The sequence below is a fragment of the Pseudomonas sp. R1-1 genome (assembly GCF_051132135.1).
In the GTDB taxonomy this organism is placed as follows: domain Bacteria; phylum Pseudomonadota; class Gammaproteobacteria; order Pseudomonadales; family Pseudomonadaceae; genus Aquipseudomonas.
In genome coordinates, this window is record NZ_CP071663.1 from 6,014,726 (window position 1) to 6,035,929 (window position 21,204).

18 protein-coding genes are annotated in these 21,204 nt (G+C 60.6%); all 18 read right to left on the reverse strand.

What is annotated here, in order from left to right; all coding sequences use genetic code 11:
* Positions 1–25 precede the first annotated feature (25 nt).
* Positions 26–1,468, reverse strand: coding sequence for an efflux transporter outer membrane subunit (locus J3P75_RS26890; RefSeq protein ID WP_434708808.1), 1,443 nt, complete (start codon positions 1,466–1,468; stop codon positions 26–28).
* Positions 1,465–2,355 carry an efflux RND transporter periplasmic adaptor subunit gene (locus J3P75_RS26895; protein ID WP_434708810.1) on the reverse strand — a complete coding sequence of 297 codons (891 nt, stop codon included), beginning with the start codon at positions 2,353–2,355 and terminating at the stop codon, positions 1,465–1,467. Before J3P75_RS26895 ends, J3P75_RS26890 begins: the two co-directional genes overlap by 4 nt.
* Positions 2,352–2,561, reverse strand: a complete 210-nt coding sequence (locus J3P75_RS26900) for a DUF1656 domain-containing protein (protein ID WP_434708812.1) — start codon at positions 2,559–2,561, stop codon at positions 2,352–2,354. Before J3P75_RS26900 ends, J3P75_RS26895 begins: the two co-directional genes overlap by 4 nt.
* Positions 2,558–4,621, reverse strand: a complete 2,064-nt coding sequence (locus J3P75_RS26905; protein WP_434708813.1) for an FUSC family protein — start codon at positions 4,619–4,621, stop codon at positions 2,558–2,560. Before J3P75_RS26905 ends, J3P75_RS26900 begins: the two co-directional genes overlap by 4 nt.
* A complete protein-coding gene (locus J3P75_RS26910) occupies positions 4,618–5,046 on the reverse strand; it encodes a MarR family winged helix-turn-helix transcriptional regulator (RefSeq protein ID WP_434598506.1) in 429 nt (142 codons plus the stop codon). The genes J3P75_RS26905 and J3P75_RS26910 overlap by 4 nt, the downstream gene beginning before the upstream one ends.
* A gap of 190 nt (positions 5,047–5,236) precedes the next feature.
* A complete protein-coding gene (locus tag J3P75_RS26915) occupies positions 5,237–6,706 on the reverse strand; it encodes a Fic family protein (protein WP_434708815.1) in 1,470 nt (489 codons plus the stop codon).
* 187 nt (positions 6,707–6,893) lie between these two features.
* A complete protein-coding gene (locus J3P75_RS26920) occupies positions 6,894–7,139 on the reverse strand; it encodes a type II toxin-antitoxin system Phd/YefM family antitoxin (protein ID WP_434708816.1) in 246 nt (81 codons plus the stop codon).
* Between the two features lie 87 nt (positions 7,140–7,226).
* A complete protein-coding gene (locus tag J3P75_RS26925) occupies positions 7,227–7,472 on the reverse strand; it encodes a DUF2789 domain-containing protein (RefSeq protein WP_434708818.1) in 246 nt (81 codons plus the stop codon).
* 78 nt (positions 7,473–7,550) lie between these two features.
* Entirely contained in the window at positions 7,551–9,128 is a 1,578-nt protein-coding gene (locus tag J3P75_RS26930; RefSeq protein WP_434708819.1) for an efflux transporter outer membrane subunit, read from the reverse strand.
* Positions 9,125–10,192: an HlyD family secretion protein gene (locus J3P75_RS26935; RefSeq protein WP_434708820.1), complete on the reverse strand. Its 1,068-nt coding sequence runs from the start codon at positions 10,190–10,192 to the stop codon at positions 9,125–9,127. The genes J3P75_RS26930 and J3P75_RS26935 overlap by 4 nt, the downstream gene beginning before the upstream one ends.
* Before the next feature lie 26 nt (positions 10,193–10,218).
* Positions 10,219–11,757, reverse strand: a complete 1,539-nt coding sequence (locus J3P75_RS26940; RefSeq protein WP_434708822.1) for an MFS transporter — start codon at positions 11,755–11,757, stop codon at positions 10,219–10,221.
* 220 nt (positions 11,758–11,977) lie between these two features.
* A complete protein-coding gene (locus J3P75_RS26945) occupies positions 11,978–12,895 on the reverse strand; it encodes a LysR family transcriptional regulator (protein ID WP_090288096.1) in 918 nt (305 codons plus the stop codon).
* Positions 12,896–13,069: 174 nt separating this feature from the next.
* Complete coding sequence (locus tag J3P75_RS26950; protein ID WP_434708824.1) at positions 13,070–13,936, reverse strand: ABC transporter permease; 867 nt, start codon at positions 13,934–13,936, stop codon at positions 13,070–13,072.
* 20 nt (positions 13,937–13,956) lie between these two features.
* The gene (locus J3P75_RS26955) at positions 13,957–14,817 is read right to left on the reverse strand and encodes an ABC transporter ATP-binding protein (protein WP_434708825.1); all 861 of its coding nucleotides are present in this window, start codon (positions 14,815–14,817) and stop codon (positions 13,957–13,959) included.
* Between the two features lie 21 nt (positions 14,818–14,838).
* Positions 14,839–15,735 (reverse strand): TauD/TfdA dioxygenase family protein, encoded by an 897-nt coding sequence (locus tag J3P75_RS26960; protein ID WP_434708826.1) that lies wholly within the window; start codon positions 15,733–15,735, stop codon positions 14,839–14,841.
* Between the two features lie 335 nt (positions 15,736–16,070).
* A complete protein-coding gene (locus J3P75_RS26965) occupies positions 16,071–17,438 on the reverse strand; it encodes an HlyD family type I secretion periplasmic adaptor subunit (RefSeq protein ID WP_203420236.1) in 1,368 nt (455 codons plus the stop codon).
* Entirely contained in the window at positions 17,428–19,584 is a 2,157-nt protein-coding gene (locus J3P75_RS26970; protein WP_090288085.1) for a type I secretion system permease/ATPase, read from the reverse strand. The genes J3P75_RS26965 and J3P75_RS26970 overlap by 11 nt, the downstream gene beginning before the upstream one ends.
* 33 nt (positions 19,585–19,617) lie before the next feature.
* Positions 19,618–20,970, reverse strand: coding sequence for a TolC family outer membrane protein (locus J3P75_RS26975; protein ID WP_434708827.1), 1,353 nt, complete (start codon positions 20,968–20,970; stop codon positions 19,618–19,620).
* Positions 20,971–21,204 lie beyond the last annotated feature (234 nt).

Here is a 21,204-nt window from a genome sequence, read left to right on the forward strand (position 1 = left end):
AACACTTCAAAGCATAGCAATGACCTCAGGGTTTGCCGGGACTTGAAGCGTGCGTTCGTCCGCTTTCCCAGCCACCGCCCAGGGCGAGGAACAAATCGATCTGGCTCATCGCAACTTGAGTGTTGGCGGCGGCCAGTTGCGCCGTTACATCGGTGTAGGTGCGGGTCGCTTGCAGGTCGGCGAGGAACGACTCGCGGCCGGCCTGGAAAAAGCGATGCGTCTGCTCGGCGGCCAGTTTTGCCGACTCTTCGGCTTCAGCCAAAGCGTCGCGGCGTTGCAACAGCGCGCTGTACTGGGCCAGGCCGGTCTGGGTTTCACGGATGGCGTTGAGCACCACGCCGTCGAAATGCGCCAGCGCGCCCTGGGTGTTGGCCTCGGCTTCGCGAATGCGCGCGCGGGCGCCGTTGGTCGGCACTTTCCAGTTCAGCGACGGGCCAAAGCCCCAGCGGTTGGTCGACGGATCGCCAAGATCATCGATGATGCCGACCGTACCGATCGTCGCGCCGATGCTGATGTCCGGGTACAACTCGCCGGTGGCGATGCCGATCCCGGCCGTGGCCGCGGCCAGACGCCGTTCGGCCTGACGGATATCCGGGCGCCGCTTGAGCAATGCGGCGCCATCACCGACCGGCAGCAACTGGGCGATTTTCGGCAGCTCGGCGCAACTGGCGGTGCCCGCCGGCAATTGGTCGACCGGTTTGGCCAGCAGCATCGACAGCCGGAACAGACCGGTCTGACGCGCCGCTTCGTAGCGCGGCATATCCGCGCGCAGGGATTTGAATTGGGTTTGCGAACGGGTGACCTGGGTTTCATCGCCGCGCCCGGCATCACGCAAACGCTGGATCAACGACGTGCTTTGCGATTGCAGGTCGAGGGAATGCTGAGCGATCTCGCGCTCTTCGTTGGCGGCACAGACCTGGGTGTACGCGCGCACAACATCCGCTACCAACGTGATGCGCGCGGTATCGGCGGCGGCCTGAGTCGCATCGGCGTTGGCTTTCGCCGCTTCGATGCCGCGTTGCAACGTGCCCCACAGGTCGAACTGGTACGAGGCACTGATGCCGATATCGGCAATGTTGGCCACCGGCACTTTCTCCGGCAGCAGAAACGCCTGCCCGGATTCCTGCAACCGCTGGGCGCCCATTTTCACTCCGCCGCTCCAGCCGCCCGCCGCTTCGGCTTCATCGACCTGTGCCCGCGCGCGCTGCAGATTGGCCGCCGCCACACGCAAATCGCTGTTGGAAGCCATGGCCTGCTGCACCAGCTGATCCAGACGCGGATCCTGATACAGCCGCCACCAGTCCGCCGGCACCGGTGCCGAGACCACTGGTTTGCCGGCCACCGTCAGTTCGCCCTGAATGTCCTTGCGCTGAATCGCCGCGTCGTCAGGCACCTGATAATCCGGCCCGACCACCTGACACGCCGAGAGCATCAGGCCGAGCCCGGCGATCATCAGCGCCCTGTTCATTGCGCAGGCTCCCGCGGTTGATCATCCTCAATAATCGACACCGTGGCCGTGCGGCCGGCGATCATGCGGAAATCCGTCGGCACCTCATCAAACGCGATACGCACCGGGATCCGCTGCGCCAGGCGCACCCAGCTGAACGCCGGGTTGACGTTGGGCAACAGGTTGCTGCCGCTGGTGCGGTCGCGGTCTTCGATGCCGGCAACGATGCTTTCGACGTGGCCACGCAGTCTGGCGCGGTCGCCGATCACGCGGATATCCACCGACTGACCGACATGAATACCGTCGAGTTTGGTTTCTTCGAAATAGCCGTCGATGTGGAAGGAAGTGCTGTCGACCACCGATAGCACCGGACGCCCGGCGGTGACGAACTCCTGCGGACGCGGCGCGCGGTCGTTGACGTAACCGTCGACCGGGCTGCGGATCACCGAGCGATCGAGGTTAAGTTGCGCACTGTCCACCGCCACCAACGCTTCGGCCAGCGCCGATTGCGCACGGGCCACGCGCGATTGGCTTTCTTCCAGTTGCTCGGCCGGGACCAGGTTGCCCAAGCCACGGTTACGCTTGGCTTCACGCTGCGCCTGGGCGAGGGTTTCTTCGCGGTCGGCGACCGCCGCCTTGGCCTGACGCAGGGCCAGTTTGAAACGGTCCTGGTCGATGCTGAACAACACCTGGCCGCGCTTGATCAGCTGGTTGTCCTTCACTTCCACCTGCTGGATCAGCCCGGACACGTCTGGGGCAATCTGGATAATGTCGGCGCGGATGTGGCCGTCGCGGGTCCACGGCGCAAACATGTAATACATCACCATGCGCCAGACCAAAACCACGGCGAACGTCACGATCAGCAGGGTCAGGACCACGCGACCAATAGTCAAAAACGGTTTTTTCATGTCATCAGGTATCGACTGAGTGAGTCCACGCCGTACAGCAGCACGACGTAAAGCGCCACGTTGAACAATGCCCGGTGCCAGACCAGACGGTAAAAGTGCAGGCGTTGCAGCACGCCATGCACCAACACAAACAACACATAGGTGATGCCCATCAAAACCAGCAGCGTCGGCAGAAAGATGCCGCTGATGTCCAGATCACCGATCATAGGGGCGCTCCATCGGGCAGCGGTTCTTCGGGCTCGGCGCTGGAGACGAATTCGACGCCGGGCAGCAAGGCCAGACGCAAACCGCTCAGGGCGTGCAGCAGATGCAGACGGGTTTCATCGTCACCCTGGCCATTGAGCGCACGGCGGGTACGGTCGAGGGTCATCAGCAGACCGCTCGGCGCTGGCAGGCGTTCGCCAGCCTTGAGGCAGGCGCGGAAATATTCGCCGACCTCGCTGACCACTTGCTGCAGCAAGGCCTTGGGCGCACCGCTGACGCGCGGGGTGTAGGCCAGCAAATCGAGCATGTTCAGCCCCACGCGTACTTCGCGCATCGCAATCCCGGTGTCCTGTCCGGTCAGGGCCAGACGCGGCAAATGCTGCATCAGCCGATCGAGCAGTTGCACGCCCAGTTGCCGGTGCTCGGCGAGGCTGGCCGGCTCGGTCATGCGCACGATGTCTTTCCAGCTGAAACGGGTCAGGCGCTTGGCCGCCAGTTCCGCGCCGAACGGCCGCGCCACCAGCGTCCAGATGAACGCGAACAGCAGGCCGATCGGCCCTGCCAGATTGGAGTTCACGAAGGCGAAAAAGTCGGCATCGTAAGCGCCTTGAATGCTGATGAACGACGAGGTGTTGACCAGCGTCAGCAGCATGCCGAGATAAAAACGCGGCTGTACGGTCAGCGTGCCGACGCAAATGAACGGCACCGAAAACGCCAGCACCAGCATCGGGAAGTCATGCAGGTTGGGCAGGATCAGAAACAGATAAAGGCTGGCGAACAGCACCGACATGCCGGTCCAGAAAAAGAACCGGTAGATCTGCGGTGCCGGGTCATCCATCGAGGCGAAGAAACTGCACGCGACCGCGGCTAGAATCACTGCGCTGCCGCCGTCCGGCCAGCCGAGCAGGATCCACAGCACCGATGCAACAATGATCGCCAGAATGGTCGAAGCCACCGAATACAGCATCAGCCCACGGTCGATAAATGGCGTCAAACGGCCGAGGCGCCAGTGGCGATAAACCGCGCGCCAGCTGTCCTGACGCTCGCACAGAATCGCATCCTGCAGACTGCGACAGTCCTGCCACAGGTCGATGAATTCACCGAGGCGATAGAGCGCGTTGGAGAACAGCAACTGTTTGCGATCCTCCAGCGCCTCAGCGCTCGGCTGTAAAGCGTCGAGCTGATCTTTCAGCGCTTGCCAGCGATCGAGGTCAGCATCTGCATGGCTCAGCCACTCGCGGGTGGCCGTCAGCAGCGGCTGGAATTGTTCGACCAGTTCCGGGGTGCGCCGCTCGAGGGCATACAGCGAATCTTCCAGCGCATCGATCACCGGCAGCAGGTGGATCATCCGCCCGCGCAGTTCCTTGGTGTTGCGCACGGTTTGCGGACGCGCGCCTTCGTGGGGCAACTGGCCGATCATCAGTTCAAGACTGTTGAAACTGGCGACCATGGCCATGCGCAAAGCCGTGACTTCCTCAGGCTGCACATCGCGGCTGAGAAACTTCTGGCTGTAGGTCGTGGCGTCGGCAAACCATTTGCCCACCGCATCGTTGAACACCGGCGCCAGGCGACGCGGCCAGAACATCGCACCGACAACGGCCGCGACAGCAATGCCGAGAAAAATCTCTTCGGTCCGCGCCTCGGCCACATCCCATACCGCCAGCGGGTTATCGACCACCGGCAGGGCGATCAGCGGCAAGGTGTAACCGGCGAGCATCAACGCGTAACTGTTGGCGGTGCGCAGGTGCAGGGACATGAACAGCAGAATCCCGGTCCACAAGGCGATCACCACCACCAGCACATACGGGCTCTGCACGAACATCGGCACAAATAGCACCGCCGCGGTAGCGCCGAGAAAAGTGCCGATTGCACGGTACAAGGCCTTGGAACTCGTCGGGCCGAGAAACGGGCTGGAGACGATATACACCGTAGCCATCGCCCAATACGGACGCGGCATTTGCATGAGCAGCGCGATGTACAGCGCAATCATCGACGCTGCAAAGGTACGGACCCCGTAGAACCAGTCCCGGGCCGGCGGAATGCCAGTGAAAAAACCGTTCAAGAATTGACCACCACAGGCGGACTGGCCGCCTCAAAAGCCCTGAGTACCCGAAGCGTAGCTTCCAGATCACTGCGCTCAATGCCTTCGAGCACTTCATGGCGCAAGCGCACCAGCTCGACCTCCACCGCTTGCACCAGCTCGCGACCGCGGTCGGTCAGGCTCAGGCATTTGGCGCGACGATCCTGCGCATCTTCGGTACGGCAGACGTAACCGGAATGACATAGCTGATCGAGCAGGCGCACCAGCGACGGGCTCTCCATGCCGGCAGCCTGAGCCACCTGAACCTGGCGCACACCTTCGCCAAGACGCCCGATCATCAACAATGGAACGGCACAGGCTTCGGAAATTCCATAGTTCACCAGCGTGGTCTGGCAGATTTTCCGCCAATGCCGTGCGGCCACCACCATGGCGCTACTGATGTTCATCTGGAGATTGTCGAGGGAATCGGACACGGGAAAACGGACACTGTTAGTTTGCTAACTATCAATATCGCATTGGAGAGGAAATTCAGTCAAGTTTTGAAACAAATATGTGAGAAGGGTTCGCCACAGACCTTTGATTAAACGCCTTCAACAGTCCACGGCCTGGCACCAGTGCTCGCACTTAACTGAAGCTTTAGCCTCCATCGGCTGAGGACATTTCCTCGATAAAGTCGAACACCTCCTCCGGCACGCTGTACTGAAATTGCTTGCGGCGATGTTTTGAAACCTTCCCAGCGTTGTCCAGGCACATCATCACCAACCTCGAAAGATCGCTTCCTCGAACATCGAAACGATCATTTACCGCTTTGATGACGAAATCGTATTTTTCGAGAAATTCAGTCTCCTCTCGTAGCTCAACCTCAAGCGCTCGCAAGGCCATTTGCAAGGTAAATTCTGCGCAATGAGTAGCATCCCAGAATCGGTAGATAGCGTCGTGACCGATGAAATCGAATGTCATCTGGTCGGAGTCCAGCCAAGTGACACGCCAAAACTCTCTCGCTGGTTTCGAGAACTCTTTCAGCGTTTGCAGATAGCTGGATTCCTCATGCTTCATCGCCACGGAAACGGGTAATAGAAAGCCATTTCGCAGAGCACCGGACTGGCAGAGGATCTGGTGAATGAGAAAGCGTGAGAGTCGCCCGTTGCCATCCATGAACGGGTGAAGAAAAACAAAACCGAAAGCCACAACCGCTGCCGCTATCAGCGGATCCACCTGCTTCGCCGAGTGATTGGCGAACGTCATCAACTCCTCCATCAACTCACGACACAATTGCGCAGCTGGCGGCACATAACTGACGCCCGCGGCGCCTCTCAAGCCGTTGTGTAAATGGTTCTGTTGATGACGGAAGAGCACCGCTTTATCGAAGGGATTCGAGACCGTGCTGTTTTGCAACTCGACCAGATAGTCCTCGCTCAGCTCTGTACGCTCGTGAGCTTGGCGCAAAAGTCGAACAAATCGCCGCGATTTTTCTTCGCTGGGCTCTTCTTTCTCGATAGCGAAGGAATCGCGAGTCTCATGCAAATAGGCCCAATTGATTGCCCGATCCATCATCTCCGGTGGCAACGTCGCCATGAAAACCTGGGCTCGCCCAACGATGTTCAGGTCGATCAGCTCCTGTAGCCTCACCGTTCGTTCAACGGTGGCGCAGTAATGCAATGACCCCAAACCATTGAAATCGACTCGCCAGCGACTATTCCGAACCGCTGGCCCGGTGACGTATCGCTTGGGATCGAACAAGGCGACGACGCTGCCTCGAACCGGGACGGAGTAGTCCAGTTGTTTACCGGTAAAGCTTTCCCATAGAAAACAGGTCTTACGGATAAATACGCCGTTAGGGGATCTGCCCAGCTCGCTTGATAGATCGCTCGCTTCAACAAATTCCAGCGCCTGGGCAAGAATGCACAGGTTTATTCCTTCATGCTTTAGCGCAAACAGAATGTGCTCTAGCGTTGATCCCTGTGCAGGCGCAACGGCGGCTGGAACAGCAAGACAATCACCGATCAAGGTAATTCTGGTGACCGGTTTGATCATAGCGATGCGCTTTGGAGCGAATGCCTTGAGCTTCAGCGCGTCACGCAGGTAGGCGTATCCAACAGTTGGCATCGTCATCTTCCACAAAAAATCTACAGCGACGATTAAAGCCCAGATTTTTTTACAGCAAACATGTTTTTTTTACATTTCAGCCCTTTCCTACATTTTTTTTTACACGCTGCGCCCCTTGCGTGAATGCTCCCGCTACGAACGACGCAGCTTGCTCCACTCGTGGTTCCCCGGCGACAGAAACTTAAACCTACAAATCATCCAGACGTAACGAAATGGGTGTTTCGTTAGCTCGGGAACTCATAATTTGCATAAGCTCAAGATCATCAAGCCGCTCGACCAACGCTCCATACACGTCAGCAGGCACCATGTAGCCCACGACCCGGTGGTGATTGAGTATTGCCACAGCACCGCCTTTAGCGCCTTTTAGCACGGCAGCAGGATTTTTCTTCAATTCAGAAATACTGACAGCCATATCGGCCAGAACGTTTTGCATGGTGAGTGCCTTGAATGCGATCGAAATTTCGGTCGATATCGAAGCTTATCAATTGTTGCGGTGACAGATCGCAAAGGTTCTCCCTGGTCATCTCACCCGCCCCTTACGCAACATCACATCCAACTGATCCACCACCTCCGCCCAATCCGCATCCTCCAGAATCTCGTCGCGCAGGAACTGCGCCTGGCTTTTCGACCAGAAAAACGCATCGGCTAAATGCAATTTGGGCTTGAGTGGAGAATGGCTGGCAATGAATTGGTCGATGCTGATCGGGTCGTCATCCAGGCCGAGTTGTTTGAACAGGGCCGGGAGGCTGTGTTGTGGATTTTCCATGCTGCAACTCCTCTGGCATTCAGGCGCGGCGTTGAACCGCTTGATCCAGTGGAGTTGAGCATAGCTGGCGCTGTTGGTTCAGGGCTTCGCGACGTCCGGCGCAGCCGCAGCCATCTGCTGCGCCGGATACACCGATTGCCATCCGCCACCCAATGCCTTGTACAAGCCGACCACCGCCAGCGAAACGCCGGTGGAGCTTTCTACCCACTGTTGCTGGGTCGCCAGCAAGGCGCTCTGCACGGTGAGGACGTTGACGAAGTCGGACACACCTTCGACGTATTGTTGCTGCGCGGTGCGCAGGGCGATCTGGTTCTGGCGCACGGCTTCGGCAAGGCTGTCGCGGCGGCGCTGGCTGACGTTGTAGGCGGTCAGTTGATCGTCGATTTCGTGCCAGGCGCGCAGTACGGTTTGCTGGTAAGCGATGGCCGCTTCCTGCTGTTGCGCTTCGCGCAGTTGCAGCATGCCGCGCAGGCGTCCGCCGTCGAACAGCGGCAGGCTGAATTGCGGGCCAATGCCGAACGCGCGCGAGCCCCATGAACCGAAATCGCTGAGTTGCATGGCTTGCGAGCCAAGGTTGCCGGACAAGGTTATGCGCGGATAGAAATCACCCTTGGCCACGCCGATAGTGGCGGTGGCCGCGTGCAGGCGTGCTTCGGCCTGGCGGATGTCGGGGCGTCGTTCGGCCAGTTGCGATGGCAGGCCGATCGCCACTTGCCGTGGCGACTGCGGCACCGCTGCGTCGGTGGATAACTCTTTGGCCAAGGCCTGCGGCGGCTCGCCCATCAACAGGCTGATGGCGTTGATCAGTTGCGCCTGGCGCTGCTCCAGCGCCGGCAGACGCGCTTCGATGGCGGCGACTTGCGCGGCGGCTTCGGCGACGTCCAGATCGGTCGCCACGCCGTCGGCCAGCCGCAGTTGCGAAAGCTTGAGGCTGTGACGGGCGACGTCGAAGTTCTGTTCGGTGACGGCGCGGGTGTTCTGCACGCCGCGCAGCTGGATGTAGTTTTGCGCGGTATCGGCGAGCACGGTCAACAAGACACCACGGCGGTCGTTCTCGGCGACTTGCAGGTTGGCATCCGCGGCTTCGGTTTCACGGCGCACGCGTCCCCAGAAGTCCAGCTCCCAGGACGCAGAGAACCCGGCATCCCACAGGTTGAACGCTGAATCGCCGTTATGCCCCGATGGATCGTTCAAGCCTTCGCCACTGTTGCGCTTGCGTGCGTAACTGCCGCTGGCCGCGGTGTTCGGGTAACGCTCGGCAGTGATCACCTGTCGGGCGGCGCGGCTTTGCTGTAGGCGGCTGCTGGCCAGTTGCAGGTCGAGGTTGCTGCGAACGGCACGCTGGGCGAGTGCCGAGAGTTGCGGATCGTTGAAAACTTCCCACCAGCGCTCGTTGAGCGGTTCGCTGACGGCCTGGCTGGGGGCGGATTTGGCGGGTTTGGCCCAGGCGGTGATTTGCGTGGCTTCGGGTTTCTCGAAGTCAGGGCCGACAGTGCAGGCGCTGAGACAAAGGGTGAGCAAGGCACTTGAAGTGATGTGCTGCCACTGGCCACTTCGCGAGCGGGCTCGCTCCCACAGAGGTTTTGTGGTGTTGCCGAGATTAATTGTGGGAGCGAGCCTGCTCGCGAAAGCGGCAGTCGATTCAACGCCAATCATCGCTGTACCACCTCGCGATCCACCTTCGCATCCGCAGTATGAATGCTCGCCTCCACCGACATCCCCACCCTTAACCGTTCGGCCAATGGCTGGCCCGGCTCAAGCACGATCTTCACCGGAATCCGCTGCACGACTTTGGTGAAGTTGCCGGTGGCGTTGTCCGGCTTCACCGCGGCAAACGTCACGCCGGTCGCTGGCGCAATACTTTCGACGCGACCGCTCAATGCCTCGCCGCCAAGACTGTCGACGCGCACCTGCACGTCCTGCCCCGGCTGCACGTCGGTCAACTGGGTTTCCTGGAAATTCGCCACCACATAGGCCTGCTGCAACGGCACCACCGCCAACAGCTTGCTGCCCGGCGTCACGTAGGCGCCGACACGCACTGCGCGCTCGCCGATCATGCCGTCCTGTGGCGCGGTGATGCGCGTGTAGGAGAGGTTGAAACTGGCGATTTCCAGCGCCGCTTGCGCGTGTTTCAGGCTGCCCTCGGCGGCGTCCCGTTGCGCTGTAAGAATTTCCACTTGCTTGCGTTCGGCGGCCAGTTTCGCCGTCGCCGTGTCGAGCCGCGCCGAGGCCTGATCGATCCGCGTACGCGCCTGTTGCGCATTCTGCACCGTGCCGGCACCGACACCGGCGAGGTGGTTGTAGCGATTGAGTTCCTGCTGGGCGAAGGCCATCTCAGCCTTGGCCGACACCACGGAGGCCTGAGCCTGGGCGATCAGCGAGGTCTGGCGCTCCAGCGTCGCCTGGGCATTTTGCAGTTGCGCACGGGCGACCAGGGTTTGCGCGTCCGCCGCTTCAGCCGCGGCACGTAAATCGCGGTCATCGATCAACGCCAGCAATTGCCCGGCCTTGACCTGCTGGTTGTCCTCGACCAGCACTTGCTTGATGAACCCGGCGACGCGCGGCACCACCAGCGTGTAATCGGCGGAGACAAAGGCATCGTTGGTACTTTGCTCGGTGCGTTTACCAAACAGGCCAGGCAGCGCCAGGTACACCAGCACGCCGACGGCCAGCGCAGCGGCAACGGCCACCGCGAGTTTTTGCTTTGCTTGAGTCGTCATAAAAACCTTCTGTTTCAGTGCAGCAATCAAGTCGGCGCGCGCGGCGGATAGATCCGCGTCGGCAGCCAGAAAATCAGCAGAATCAACGCCAGCGCGACGCCGGCCATGCATAGGTAAAGATCCGATGAGGTCAGCACCACGGCCTGTTCGTGCAGGCGATGGGCGAGCCCCGGATCGCTGTGATCGGCCAGCGGCGAATTGCCGAGACTGTCGACCAACATGCTCGAATGAAAATGCAGGCGCGAAGTGGTCAGCGCCTCGATCACCCCGGTGGCGATCACCGCCGATAACCCTTTGACGGTGTTGAACCACGCCGAGGCGAACGGCCCGTCCAGCGGGGTGATGCTGCCGGTGGACAGCATCAGCAGCGGCAACACCGCCATCGGCTGGCCGAGAATCTGCAACCACTGCAGCGCATAAAAATCATCGCGAATCCACGCCGAGGTCAGGTGCGACCCGCCTAGGCACGACAGCGCCAGCAGGCTCAAACCGATCCCCAGCACCCAGCGGCAATCGACCCAGCGCAGGTTGCACAGCGCCGCCACCAGCGGCAGCGCGAGCAACTGCGGCAAGGCTGCGATCAGCATGATCGGCGCGGTCTGCACCGGGCGATAGCCTTGTACCTGGGCCAGATAACTCGACGGGATCAGCACCACAGCAAGCAATACGACCAATACGCCGGCCAGCGTCATCAGGGCGAACGACAAATTGCGAATGCCGAGCATCTGCAATTTGAAAAATGGAATCGGCTGTGACCACTCGTTGATCAGAAACGCCACCAGCAACAGCGAGCCGGCGCCGAGCAAGGCGCAGATCAGGTTCGATTCGAACCAGTCGAGGCGATTGCCTTGCAGCAGGCCGATGACCAGCATGCAGATCGCCGGAAACCCCAGCAGCAAGCCCTTCCAATTGAAGCTTTTCAGGCGTTCGAGGCGCAGCGGATCCTGCGGAATGCCATACGCCACCGCCGCCATGGCGATCAGGCACGGCACCACGATTTGCCAGAACGTCCATTGCCAGCCGACGTACTCGGTCCACAAACCGGCCAGCGGCGTGCCCAGTCCCGGGCCGAAGGTCGCGGTCAGCGCATAACCGGCCAGGCCATACAGCTTGATGTTCGCTGGCAGGAAACGCAGGGCGACGGTCATCAACATCGGCGGCAAGGCACCGCCCGCCAAGCCTTGCAAGGTGCGCATCAGCAGCAGGCTTTCGTAATTCGGCGCGAACGGGCACAGCACGCCAAGCACAGTGAACAGGCTGATCGCGCACAAGGTGAATCGGCGCAGCGAGAAGGTCACCGAACACCACGGCGCAAACGCCATGGCCGCGACCGAGGTGGCGGTGTAACTGGCGACCAGCCAGGTGCCCTCGTCGTAACCGATGTGCAGCGCACCGCGAATATCGGCGAGGGCAACCTTTGTCACCATTTCGTTGAGGCCCGACACCAGCACCGCCAGCAGCACGCCGACCAGGCCAATGATGATCCGCGCCCCGAACACCGGTGGCGCGGCCGCCGTCGCCGGATTGGCCGCAGCGACAGGCGCCGCAGCCGTCAGGGATGTCATGAATACACACTCCGGAGAGAAAAATACCGGAGCATTTTAGTGGGGCTTGGCAATGCCGAAAATTGACTTATGGGCAGGTTATAAGTGCATCAGACACAACGATGAGCACCTGTAGGAGTGAGCCTGCTCGCGATTGCGGTGTAGTCGATTGAGGTGTCGAATGACACGCCGCTATCGCGAGCAGGCTCACTCCTACAGGGGTTTGTTGTAGGTTCGGAAATCAGGGCTGTGCCGCCAGCCACGTTTCATCGCAGCAGGTTTTCAGGGTTTCGCGCAGCCAGCGGTGGGCCGGGTCCTTGTCGAAGCGCGGGTGCCAGGCCTGGGTCAGCATCAGCATCGGCAAGGGGATCGGCAGGTTGAACGAGCGCAGCTTCAGGCCCAGGCGGCGGACACTCAGCAGGGCTTCCTTGGGTACCGGCAGGATCAGGTCGGAATCCGGCAGGGCGAACATCGCCGCGTGAAAACTCGGCGCGATCACCGCCACCCGCCGCTCCAGGCCCAGCGCATTCAGCGCCGTATCGATCGGGCCGCGGGCGATGCCCCGGCGCGACATGCTGATGTGGGAAAAACCGGCGTAGCGCTCAGCGGTGATTTCGCCATCGAGCAGCGGATGGTCTTCGCGCACCAGACCGACGAAATGCGTTGAAAACAGGTTTTGCACTTTCACTTCCGGCGTCACCGGCCGGGTGTTGCTGACGCTCAGGTCGATGCGCCCTTCGCGCAGCGCTTCGTCGTCGCCGTCACCTTCCGGAACGAAGCGCAGTTCGCAGTGCGGGGCGAGCTTGTCGAGGGTGTCGAAGAGCTTGCCGCCGTAGACGCCGACGAAAAAGTCATTGGCGCGAATGCTGAAGCGCCGACGCAGGGTGCCCAGTTCCACGCTGTCCGCAGACCGGAACAGCAGCGCGGCCTGCTCGACCACGTCGCGCACCTGCTCGCGCAGCTCAAGGGCCTTGGGTGTCGGCACCAGACCGCGGCCGGCGCGCACCAGAATCGGATCGCCGATGGCTTCGCGAATCCGCGTCAACGTACGGCTCATCGCCGCCGGGCTGAGATTCATCCGCCGCGCCGCACCGACCACACTGCCTTCGTCGAGCAGAGCGTCGAGGGCGACCAGCAGGTTCATGTCCGGGAGTTGCATGCTGAGCACTCTTGGCTGATCGGGATTGATCCGGGCGCAATGCTAGCAAACATCCTTCAGATCAAGTGGTGCCGCTGATAAAGCTATCGCGAGCAGGCTCACTCCTACAGGGGAACGCATTCCAAAATGTAGGAGTGAGCCTGCTCGCGATGAGGCCGGCCGCCACACCACAAATCAGCGCTGCATACCCCACCGCTTGACGGTCACCCGCTCCAGCGAATCGAACACCAGATTCTCCACCAGCAAGCCGATCAAAATCACCACGGCCAACCCGGCAAACACCTTGTCGGTGTACAGTTCGTTGCGATTCTGGAAGATGTACCAGCCGAGGCCGCCCTTGCCGCTGGTGGCGCCGAACACCAGTTCTGCCGCGATCAAGGTGCGCCAGGCAAACGCCCAGCCGATTTTCAGCCCGGCCAGAATCGACGGCAGCGCCGCCGGAATCAGGATGAACAGGACTAGGCGCAAGCCTTTCAAACCGTAATTGCGCCCGGCCATGCGCAGGGTTTCAGAGACACCCATGAATCCCGCATAGGTGTTCAGCGCCAACGCCCACAGCACCGAATGCACCAGCACGAAAATCAGGCTGTTCTGCCCCAGACCAAACCACAGTAGCGCCAGCGGCAACAGCGCGATGGCCGGTAGCGGGTTGAGCATGGAAGTCATTGTGCTGAGCAGATCGCGGCCCAATTGCGTCGAGACCGCCAGCGTGGTCAGGGCGAAGGCGAGGACGATACCGATCAGATAACCCTTGATCAGCACCACCAGGGAAATCCATACCTTGGTCAACAGCTCACCGCTGAGCAAGCCGTCGAACAGCGCATGGCTGGTCTGCAGGAAACTGGGCAGCATCAGGTCATTGTTCTGGATCCGCGCGACCACTTCCCAGATGATCGCCAGAACGATAAGGATCAAACTTTTGCGCAGCCAGCCCTGCTGCCACAGCCGCGTACCCAGCGACAGTTCACGCTCGACCGGCACGGCCGTCAGCGGCTCGAGCTCGATTTCGAATTCTTCACGCACGGATGATGAATGGCTCATCGGGTAGTCCTCCTGGCCGCTCAATAGGCGATGCGAATGTCGTTGAAGTCGTGATCACGTTCGGTGTCGGGCGACTGGCCTTCGTCGAACAGCAGTCGGTGAATGCGCCGCGCCGACTCCTGAAACGCCACACCGCCAAGGCTGTGCAGATCGTATTGATGACTATGCACTTCGGCGCGCACGCGCCCCGGATGGGGTGACAGCAACAGAATGCGATTACCAACCACCAGCGCCTCTTCGATCGAATGGGTGACGAACAGCAAAGTAAAGCGCACTTCTTGCCAGAGCAGCAGCAATTCCTCCTGCATCTTGCGTCGGGTCAGCGCGTCCAGCGCAGCGAACGGCTCGTCCATCAGGAGGATTTTCGGTTGCATCGCCAGCGCCCGGGCAATCGCCACCCGCGCTTTCATGCCGCCGGACAGGGTGTGTGGATAGGCGTCGGCGAACGCCGCCAGCCCGACCTTTTCCAGATAGTGCAGCGCACGTTCTTCGGCGTGTTTTTTGTTCAGCGTGCGCGAGGCCAACAGCGGAAACATCACGTTCTGTTTGACGGTTTTCCACGGCGGCAGTTGATCGAATTCCTGAAACACCACAATCCGGTCCGGCCCCGGCGCATCGACGCGCTGGCCTTGCAAACGGATCTCGCCTTCGGACGGCTGGATGAAACCGGCGACAGCCTTGAGCAAGGTCGACTTGCCGCAACCGGACGGGCCGAGCAGCACGTAACGGTCGGCCGGGTCGATTTCAAAACTGACCTGGTGGGTGGCGCGCACCACGCGTTGCGGCGTGCGGTATTCGAGGCTGACGTGATCGACCGCCAGCAGCGCTTCGCAGCGGGCGACCGGGTTGCTGGCCGCGTGGCCTGGCAAGGGAGCGTTCATGGTCTTGGCAATCTCCGCGAATCAGAAAGGCGCATCGCCCTGGATGGTCGTGCGATACAGCTTGCGGCGCAGGTGTGCGGGGCAGCCGGCAGCAAGGTGGATCAGCGAGCGGTTGTCCCAGAACACCAGATCATGCGGTTGCCACTGATGGCGGTAGATGTTTTGCGGCAGCACGCTGTGGGCGTAGAGCTCCCTCAACAGTTGCTGACTTTCGTCTTGCGGCAGGCCGACGATGCGTGTGGTGAAGCCTTCGCTGACGAACAGGGCCTTGCGGCCATTTTCCGGGTGCGTGCGCACCACCGGATGCACGACTTCGGCGACTTGCGCGAGTTGTTCCGGGGTCAGGGTCGGGCGCCAGTTGCCCTCGAATTTGGTTTCGCTGTAACGCGCGGTGTACGAGTGCGCAGCGAAGCGGCCTTCGACAGCGTTACGCAACGCGGCGGGCAGGTTGTCCCAGGCTTTGTGCATGTCGGCGAACAGCGTGTCGCCGCCCTCCTCCGGCAACTCCTGGGCGTGAAGCATCGAACCGAGGCTCGGCAGCTCTTTATAGGAGAGATCGGAATGCCAGAACTTGCCGGCGTCACCGAGGCCGATGTTCTGGCCGTTTTCGATAATATTGGAAACGATGAGGATTTCCGGGTGATTGGCCAGCAGGAACTGCTTGAGCACGTGAATCTGCAGCACACCGAAGCGGCGGCTGAAATCGATCTGCTGTTGCGGGGTGATTCGTTGGTCGCGGAATACCACGACATGGTGATCAAGGTGCGCGCGATGAATGCGTGCGAAATCCTGGTCATTGACCGGTCTACTCAGGTCGAGGCCAACGATTTCGGCACCGACGGCACCGGTGAACGGGCGAATTTCAAAGGTTTGCGGCGCGGCGGGCGCGGCGCTCGGGGTGGCAGTAGCTGCGGACATCTTTCCATCTCCCACGCACGGCGCGCTCCTAGGCGCGCTCGTCGATCAGACACTCACGCTGGATTGCGTGTTGGTTCAGCTCGTGCGGCGCGCCGATTGGTCGGCAGGTACGCAGGGGGATGACTTTATAGGTATAAGAATTGGAAATTAAATACCGTTAGAGAATAACTATATGGCGGTTGGTGCGGACCCGGGTGACCATTTGTGTCACTTACCGACGGATATTTAGCGAATGCGCTGGCCTCATCGCGAGCAGGCTCACTCCTACAGGGGAACGCATTCCAAAATGTAGGAGTGAGCCTGCTCGCGATGAGGCCAGAAAGACCAATAAAGATTTAGCGTTCGTGCAACGCCTCGGCCCGCGCGCGAATGATCGGTTTGAGCAGGTAGCTCAACACTGACTTCTTGCCGGTGATGATATCCACCGAAGCGACCATCCCCGGAATGATCAGCAGCGGTTTCTCATCCGTGCCCAGATGGCTGCGCTCGGTGCGCACCTTGATCATGTAGTAGGTGGTTTTCTTGTCTTCATCGGTGATGGTGTCGGCGCCGATCTGTTCGAGCTGCGCCTTGAGCCCGCCATAAATGGTGTAGTCGTACGCAGTGAATTTGACGATCGCTTCCTGTCCCGGATGGAGGAAGGCGATGTCCTGCGGACGAATTTTCGCTTCGACCAGCAAGGTGTCATCCAGCGGCACGATTTCGACCATGTCGCTGCCTGGCTGGATGACGCCGCCGATGGTGTTGACCAGCAACTTGTTGACGATGCCGCGCACAGGTGAGGTAACCAGCGTACGGCTGACGCGGTCTTCCAGCGCTTTGCCGGTGGCCTGGGCCTTGTTCAGATCGGTGCGTGCTTCGTTGAGCTGGGTCAGCGCTTCGCTGCGGAATTTGCCGCGAGTCTCGTCGATCTTGCGTTGCACTTCCTTGATCGCCGATTCGGCACGCGGAATGGCCAGGGTGGTCGCGTCGAGCTGGCCGCGGGTTTCGACTTCCGCGCGCTTGAGCCGCAGCACTTCCACCGGCGACACCGCGCCCTGCGCCACCAACGGCTCGGACATATTGATTTCCTGACGTTGCAGGCCCAGTTGCTGGCGATACTGCGCCTGCTTGGAGGTGAACTCGCGCAGCTCTTGCTGGCGCTGAATCAACTGCTCCTGCAAGCCGCCAATTTCATCGTGCAACTGCTGACGGCGGCTGATGTACAACGATTCTTCACTTTTCGCCTGACCCGGCACGGCTTTGAGCACGTCCTCGGGGAAATTCAGCGGACGGTCGTCGACTTCCGCGCTCAAGCGTTCGACGCGCAGCAGCATCGACAGGCGATCGGCCTCGGTTTCGCCAACGTTGGAAGCAAAACGCGTGTCGTCGAGACGAATCAGCGGCGCGCCGGCCTCGACGATCTGACCTTCCTTGACGAACAGTTCGGCGACGATGCCGCCTTCGAGGTTCTGGATTTTCTGGATCTTCGACGACGGAATTGCCTTGCCGTCGCCCTTGGTCACTTCGTCGATCACGGCAAAGTTGGCCCAGAGCATGAGGAACACGAAGAAGCCGATGATCGCCCAGATGGTCAGGCGCACGACGCGCGGGGCGTCTTCGATCAGCGCCTTGTTGACCTCCGGCAGCGGCTGGCCCTGCAGCGAAGCAGAACCCTTGAAGTAGCGACGGATCGACTCCTTGACACCGGACTTAAGCAACACTGATCTGCCCCTTCTTCAACGCTTCCATCACCGCGGCTTTCGGGCCGTCGGCGAGAATCTGCCCGCGATCGACCACCAGCAGGCGATCGACCAGCGACAACAGCGAGGCCCGGTGCGTCACCAGCACCACGGTCTTGTTTTCGATCACCGCCGCCAGGCGTTGCTTGAGGCGTTCTTCGCCGGTGTTGTCCATGGCGCTGGTCGGCTCGTCCATCAGCAGAATCGGCGGATTGAGCAACAACGCCCGCGCCAGGGCAACGTTCTGCCGCTGGCCGCCGGAGAGGTTCTGCCCACGCTCACCGACTTGCAGTTCATAACCTTGCGGATGCAAGCGAGCGAATTCGTGAACGCCGGCCAGTTCGGCGGCTTGCAGGACCAGTTCGTCTTCGACATAACGCGCACCGGAAACCAGGTTGTCGCGCAACGTGCCGGCCAGCAGCTGGATGTCCTGCGGGACGTAGCCGATGTTGTAGCGCAGTTCGCTGACGTCGATCTGGCGGATGTCCACGCCATCGACCAACAGCGCGCCGTCGTCCGGTTGATAAAGGCCGACCAGCAGTTTCGCCAGCGAACTCTTGCCCGAGCCGCTGCGGCCGATGATGCCGATCTTCTCGCCGGGACGGATCACCAGGTTGATGTTTTTCAGCGCCGGATTCTGTTGTTCCGGGTAGGTGAAGCTCAGCTGGCGGCACTCGATGGCACCTTGCAGCACCTTGCGGCTCAGCGGGCGTTCTTCGAAATTGCGCTCTTGCGGCAGCTCCATCATCTGGTCGACCGACGTCATGGTCACCCGCGCCTGCTGATAGCGCGTGAGCAGACCGGACAGCGAGGCCAGCGGGCTGAGTGCGCGACCGCTGAGCATGTAGCAGGCGATCAGCCCGCCCATGCTCAGGTTGCCCGCGATGATCTGGTAGACGCCAAAGACGATCATGATCACCCCGGCCAGTTGCTGGATCAGCAGGGTGATGTTCATCGCCAGACCGGAAAGCATTTTCACCCGCAGCTCGAGGCGGCTAAGGGTGCCGATGGTCTGCTCCCACTGATACTGACGCTCGCTTTCGGCGTTATTGACCTTGACCGCGTCGAGGCCGGCGAGGGTTTCGATCAGGCTCGACTGGCGCTCGGCACCGAGGGCCATGGTGCGCTCCATGGTCGCGACCAGTGGCTTCTGCAACGCGTAACCAATCAGCAAGGCGATCGGGAAGGCCAGCACCGGAATCCACACCAGATGCCCGCCAAGAATGGCGATCACGATGAAGATCAGAATGGTGAACGGCAGATCGATCAGACTGGTCAAGGTCAGCGAGGCAAGGAAGTCGCGCAGGCTCTGGAACTCATGGATGTTCTGCGCAAAGCTGCCGACCCGCGCCGGGCGGTATTTCATCGCCATGCCGACAATGCGTTCGAACAGCGTCGCGGAGATGATCAGGTCGGTTTTCTTCCCGGCGAGGTCCAGGCACAGACTGCGCAGGCTTTTCAGGATCAGATCGAAGATGTACGCGCCGGTAATGCCCAGCGCCAGCACCCACAGGGTCGCTTCGGCCTGGTTCGGCACCACGCGGTCATACACGTTCATCACGAACAGCGGCGCGGCCATGGCGATGATGTTGATCAGGAAACTCGCGGCGATCGCATCGGCGTAGAGCCAGCGCGAGCGCTTGAGGGTGTCGCGAAACCAGGAGCGCGCACGCGGAATCAGCGTGCCGTGGTTGACATCGAATTTGTGTTGCGGCTGAGCGAAGAAAACTTTGCCGATGTAGTCGTCGGCGAGCAGTTCGCGGCTGACGGTCGACTCGCCGCCATCGCTTTCGCTGAGCAGCACCCGCGCATCACTGTCGCCCTGCCAGCCGAGCAGCACGGCACTGCGGCCGTCCTTGAGCAGCAGCAAGGCTGGCATGGCGATCGCCGGGATTTCTTCCAGTTTGCGTTGCAGCACTCGCCCTTGCAGACCGGCGCGAGCTGCCGCACGCGGCAGCAACTCGACACTCAGGCGTTGTTTGGGCAGCGGCAGGCCGGTGGTCAGCATCGCGGCGCTGGCCGGCTTCTGGTGCAGCATGCAAAGGGCGAGCAGACCGTCCAGCAACGGATCGTCATGCAACGCGCGTGGATCATGGCTGAGATGAACTCGACTGACTTCTGATTCCACGCTCGACACTCTTCGACAGTTGAAAGGGATAACTCAATTCATCCCAGGCAGCTGGACCTTGGGTTTCACATCGTTCTGCACAACGGATGCCAACGGCGCGACTACACCCTGGCTTTTGAGCAATTCGCCCATGGTCGCCTTGATTCGGTACTGAGTAAATAACTGAATGTTCTTGATTTCCGCCAGACGCCGCGACGCGGTGAACAGTTCGTTTTCGCTGTCGAGCAAGTCCAGCAGGGTGCGTTCGCCAAGGCTGAATTGACGCTGGTAGGCGGTGCGCACCGAGGTGCTGTGATCGACGTATTGCTGGGCGATCGGCACCTGCGCATTGGCGTTGTTGAGGGCGTTCCAGGCCAGGCCGAGCTCTTCGTTCAACTGGCGCAGGGCGTTGTTGCGGATGTCCAGCGCCTGGTTGGCAAGGTACGACTTGGATTCCAGGTCAGCCTTGTTGCTGCCACCGGAATACAGGTTGAAGCGCATGCGCAGCATGGCCTGCCATTCGTTGTTGTGGCCGTTCTGGCCGTCGAGGTCGTTGTCGGCGGTGCGGCCCAGCTCGGCATCGAAACGTGGGTAGAAGGTCGACTTGGCGGTGGCGTACTGCTTCTCGGCAGCGGCAATATCCGACTCGGCCGAACGCAGGATCGGGCTGTTTTCCAGCATCTGCGCGCGGGCCTCGTTGAGGTTGGCCGGCATCATCGCCATGAACGGCGCCGGGCGCTCCAGTTGATCGGGCATTTGGCCGACGGCGCTGAGGAAATTGGTTTCCGAGTCGGCGAGGTTGGTCTGCTCGGTGATCAAGTTATTGCGAGCCTGAGCCATCCGCGCTTCGGCCTGATCGAGGTCGGCGCCACTGCCGACGCCGCGCTGGGTGCGCAACTGGATCTGGTCGTAGATGCGCTGGTGGCTCTTGAGGTTTTCCTCGGCCAGACGCACGAATTCGCGGCGAGTCAGCACATCCAGATAGACCTGTGCGACGGTCAGCGCGGTGCGCTCGGACGTGCCGAGCAACGAATAGGCACGGGAGCTGACGTTGGCTTGTTGACGCGCAACCTCGTTGGAAGTCGCAAAACCGTCAAAAACCATTTGCGAGAGACGTAAACTTGACTCGCTGCGATTCAACGTCTCCCAGTGATTGCCGCCGCCGTTGGCGCGAGTGGTCACGCTGTCAGTGCCTTCACGGCCGTAACCACCCAGCAAATCGACCTTGGGCAGGTATCCGCCCTTCGCCGCCTTCAACTGATAATCCGCCGCCAAACGACTGTTGATCCCCGCCTGAATTTCCGGATGGACATCCAGTGCCTGTTGCATGGCTTCTGGTAAGGATTGTGCTTGTACGAATGAAGCGGCGAGAGCGAAGGGAGCGACGAGGAGCAAAAGCGAACGCATGGTTGGAATTTCCCAGAACTTCTTTGTCTTGAATCACAGCAAAAACGTGGCGCTGCGTCGGATGATGGCAACCCGAAAGACCGTATGTCGGAAAGTTCAAAAGAGGAACTGGATGACAGGCTGAAGGACAGGTCGCCGCGGAAATATCAATGTGACATTAGTGGGGCGATTGTTTAGGATGGCACCCAGAAGGTCAATAGTTTGGCATAAAGTTAATCGCGAAAATTTGTAGCC